The sequence below is a fragment of the Flavobacterium sp. genome, assembly GCF_044348915.1.
GTDB lineage: Bacteria > Bacteroidota > Bacteroidia > Flavobacteriales > Flavobacteriaceae > Flavobacterium.
In genome coordinates this window covers 1-3944 of record NZ_JBIKRX010000163.1, presented here as the reverse complement: position 1 = coordinate 3944, position 3944 = coordinate 1, and the positions used below count along the sequence as shown (strand labels likewise).

General features: G+C 54.9%; 4 protein-coding genes. All 4 read left to right on the top strand.

Going from position 1 to position 3944, the window contains the following annotated elements:
* Window positions 1-248 precede the first annotated feature (248 nt).
* Complete coding sequence (locus ACIQ1E_RS14415) at window positions 249-1445, top strand: tyrosine-type recombinase/integrase (protein ID WP_396172102.1); 1197 nt, start codon at window positions 249-251, stop codon at window positions 1443-1445.
* On the top strand, window positions 1442-1963 hold the full coding sequence (locus tag ACIQ1E_RS14410; protein WP_396172100.1) for a hypothetical protein: 522 nt from the start codon (window positions 1442-1444) through the stop codon (window positions 1961-1963). Before ACIQ1E_RS14415 ends, ACIQ1E_RS14410 begins: the two co-directional genes overlap by 4 nt.
* A 568-nt stretch (window positions 1964-2531) precedes the next feature.
* Window positions 2532-3347: a toprim domain-containing protein gene (locus ACIQ1E_RS14405; protein ID WP_396172097.1), complete on the top strand. Its 816-nt coding sequence runs from the start codon at window positions 2532-2534 to the stop codon at window positions 3345-3347.
* On the top strand, window positions 3340-3944 hold a 605-nt coding region (locus ACIQ1E_RS14400), incomplete at its 3' end, for a DUF3987 domain-containing protein (RefSeq protein WP_396172095.1). The genes ACIQ1E_RS14405 and ACIQ1E_RS14400, both read left to right, overlap by 8 nt.

Here is a 3944-nt window from a genome sequence, read left to right as displayed (position 1 = left end):
CTTCGGCTCTTGCCCAACCATAGCGACAACCTGCCGCGCCCGAACGTCAGCATGGCGAACCGAAAATAGAGGGAGTGTTATGCAAAATATGGTGCCGGCTACAGGCACTAAGATACTGTTCTGTAGTGTTTTTATCTGTCCTGCGGTATGCTAAAACCAACCGGTTCCCTTCGTTTTTCTGTCCTAGTCTGTCTTGAACTGTCCGGCCCTATCCAGTAATGAAAGGGGGATAATTAGGGGGATAGGATTTGCCCGCCCACAATCGACTTTCAGCCACGAAGGTGAAGGCTGCCCCGCCTGGTGAGTATTGCGACGGCGGCGGCCTATGGCTGCGCAAGCGTCCTGATGGCGGCGGACAATGGGTCCTGCGCATCACCATTCATGGGCGGCGCAGAGAGATGGGGCTGGGCGGCCTGTCTAATGTATCATTAGCGGCTGCGCGAGAAGCGGCGGAGCGCTGGCGGGCGGTAGCTGCATCCGGTCGTGATCCAATCAAAGAACGCGAGAAGGAAGCGCGGGAAGCGTCGCGGGCTGATACAACATTGCGGGTTCTGGCAGTGGAAGCTTTTGAAGCGCGCAAGGCAGAGTTGAAGGGTGACGGCAAGGCTGGGCGATGGTTCACGCCGCTGGAGCTGCATATCTTGCCGAAGCTGGGCAGGGTGCCGGTGGAGGATTTGGATCAACGCGACATCCGTGATGCGCTGGCCCCCATATGGCACGCCAAGGCCGACACCGCCCGCAAAGCCGCAAACCGCCTTCATATCGTCCTGCAACATGCAGCAGCACTGGGCTTAGAAGTCGATTTGCAGGCTGTTGCAAAGGCGAAGGCCTTATTGGGCAAGACACGCCATGAACCGAAAAACATTCCTGCTATGCCATGGCTGGAGGTGCCGGCTTTCTATGTGTCACTTGTCGAACCGACGCCCGTAAATCTTGCCTTACGGCTGGCGATCCTGACGGGTTCCCGATCGACACCGCTGCGCCATCTGCGGCTGGAGCAGATCGAAGGCGATATCTGGACGGTGCCAGCCGACATGATGAAGGGCCGCAAGGGTGCAACAGCGGACTTCCGCACTCCGTTGTCTGGTGAAGCGCTGCGCGTGATCGAATTGGCGAAACCGTTTGCGCGCGATGGTTATTTGTTTCCCAGCGCTCGCAAGGGCGTCCTGTCAGATATGGCACTATCGCGGATGATGGAACGCCTTGGACTTGAAGCCCGACCGCACGGCTTTCGGACATCGCTGCGGACATGGTTGGCTGAAGTCACAGACGCGCCGCATGAGGTAGCTGAGGCTATGCTGGCCCATGTCACCGATTCAGGGGTGGTGCGCGCCTATCGCCGAACTGACTTTCTGGAGCAAAGACGCGTCCTGATGGAGCGATGGGCTGACCATGTCACTGGTAAGGGCGGGAAAGTTGTACAGTTGGTAGAGGCTCTAGGATGAGCAAACTTTCTTATGGCGGATTTGAACTGAACCCAGAATCTGAGGAGGACGATGGCTGGACCAAACTTGATACAGTGGTGGAACATTTGGAGGCTGGCGAGGCATTGTCTCCGTATCTTGCGCGTTGGCTTGCTAACGCGATCGAGCGCAGCAATCGAAACGCCGACGAACTGTTGCGCCTTTTGCAATTGAAGGAGCGACGTGGTCGAAAACGATATAAATTCACTGACAATAATGCACGGGACATTGGACGATATATTTGTGAGCTAGAAGACTCTGGTCTGAAACCGAGAGAAGCACTAAATAAATTTGAAAATGAATACTATCAGCATTTTGAAAATGTTGTTTCAGCATTGGAGGCGTCTGGACTTAGCGCTGGCGACGCAATGGCAAAGGCTGCAAAACAAATGAGCCCAGATCGTCCCAGCACAACTCTTTTGAAAAAATGGCGCAACGACTTCAGGCAAGCTCAGAGCGAATACGAAGCCCTGAACGATTACGAAAGATCAAAAGACTAACATTCGTGACACTAAATGCAGATATTTAGCGTCAGTTTCCGGATCAAAATCGGATCAGAATGAGCCTTCCAAAACACAGATGGAAGGTTGCACATGCAAGCATATCTCAATTTCCCTGAACTGCGCGTCAAGCTGGGCGGCAGATCTCGATCAGCAATTTACGTTGACCTTGCCAACGGCCGACTGCCTCAACCTCTAAAGTTAGGTGGACGCCTTTATTGGTCCGAGCGCGACTTGGAGGTTCATCTTGGAACAATGCGTGAGGGGGACGTCTGATGGAACATCAACGAAAAAACCCCCACCGCAAGGCAGGGGCATCGCTGGGGGGCGATCCTCAATCTAATAGCGCAAAAAGCGCTGAAAGTCCATTCGCTTACTGCAAAACTTACAGCCTGCCAAAAGGGCGAACCATAAAATTCCGCTTCGATGCAACAAGCGGCGAGGCGCATTGCGAATGGTCACCTGATATCCCAAAAGGGAAAATACTACGGAAATTATGGCCACACTATTTTGCAGCGCGGCATGATTTCTTCTCAGGGCTTGGCGGCACTGTTGTGGTGATCGAGCCATGAGCGGGCCGGATCTTCGAGCAATTGCCGCATATTATGGCGGTAAGTTCGCGGGGAAGGAATGCTATATTCCAACGCCGGGGCATTCCCGCAACGACAGAGGAACAGCCATTCGGCTGGAACCGGACGCACCTGACGGCTTTGTTGTAAATTGTTTCAATGGCGGTCGGGCGGAAGCGCTCGCGGTAAAAGACATGCTTCGCTCTGATGGCTTTGTGCCTGCTTTAGGACGCAAGCGGCAGCACCTCAATCACGCCCAAAGGGAAGCCAGCCGGAAGGCTGCGATCGCTCGACAGGCTGAATGTTTCACTAAGCAGGTGCAAACTGCCGAGGTTGCTCGCCAGAGGCTTGAAAGGGCTAATGCGGCTGATGAGGGGCATCCTTATCTATCCCTGAAGCGCATCACTCCTGAGAGGCTGTGGCAAAACGGTGATTGGCTGCTTGTGCCCATGACTGACATCGAAGGAAACCTCTGGAACATCCAAACGATCAGGCCAAATGGTGAAAAGCGTTTCCTCGCCGGTGGCCGCACAAAGGGGGTCTTCTGGTGGAGAGGTCGGCCAGAAGTGAAGCTAGTAATCGGAGAGGGGGTGGCCACAGTCGCAGCTGTGAGCCGTGCCACAGGTCTGCCTGTTGTTGCTGCCATGAGCGCCGGAAACCTGCCCGACGTTGCTGCTATGATCCATTCAAAGCAGCCTGATCTTGAACTTATAATTGCTGCGGATGACGACAAGGCTGGCATTGAAGCTGCGCGCCTCGCCTCCCAGCGTACAGGCGCGCTGATTGCGCTGCCGGAGGACATTTCAAATGGATAAAATTGCTACCAACTACACCGGCCGAGACTTTGCCGACTTGGACGACGCAGCTGCTATGGCTAGTATTGCCAATGCCCGCCCTGCCTCAGCAGAGGGAATAGCATTCGATTGGCCAGATCCTATTCCATTGCGGGACGAATTGCTGCCGGTCGAACCTTTCAGTGCTGATCTGTTGCCAAGCCAGTTGCGCGATTGGGTTATGGATATCGCCGAGCGCATGAACTGCCCTGCGGATCTGGTCGGTATCCCTGCCATGGTTTCTGCAGGGGCGCTGATTGGGCGCAGGGTGGGGATTAGGCCTCAGCGGCACACGGACTGGCTAGAGGCAGGCAATCTATGGGGGTGCGTCGTAGCACCTCCGGGAAGCCTAAAAAGTCCAGCTGCGGCAGAAGCACTCGGGCCAATCAAACGGCTGGAGGCAAAGGCAGCGCTAGAGAACGAGGCGGCACTTAAGGACTATAAAGCGATTGAGTCGGTCTATAAACTGGAGAAGGAAGTCGCCGAGAAAAATGCGCGAAAGGCCATCAGCGCTGGCGGACGCGATACCGCATTGTTGATGCTGCAGGCTCCTGTTGAACCAATAATGCCGCAAATGAA

Excerpts from the sequence above, each read along its gene's own strand:
- ACIQ1E_RS14405 (WP_396172097.1), top strand. The coding sequence starts at position 2,532 with ATGAGCGGGCCGGATCTTCGAGCAATTGCCGCATATTATGGCGGTAAG.
- ACIQ1E_RS14410 (WP_396172100.1), top strand. The coding sequence starts at position 1,442 with ATGAGCAAACTTTCTTATGGCGGATTTGAACTGAACCCAGAATCTGAG.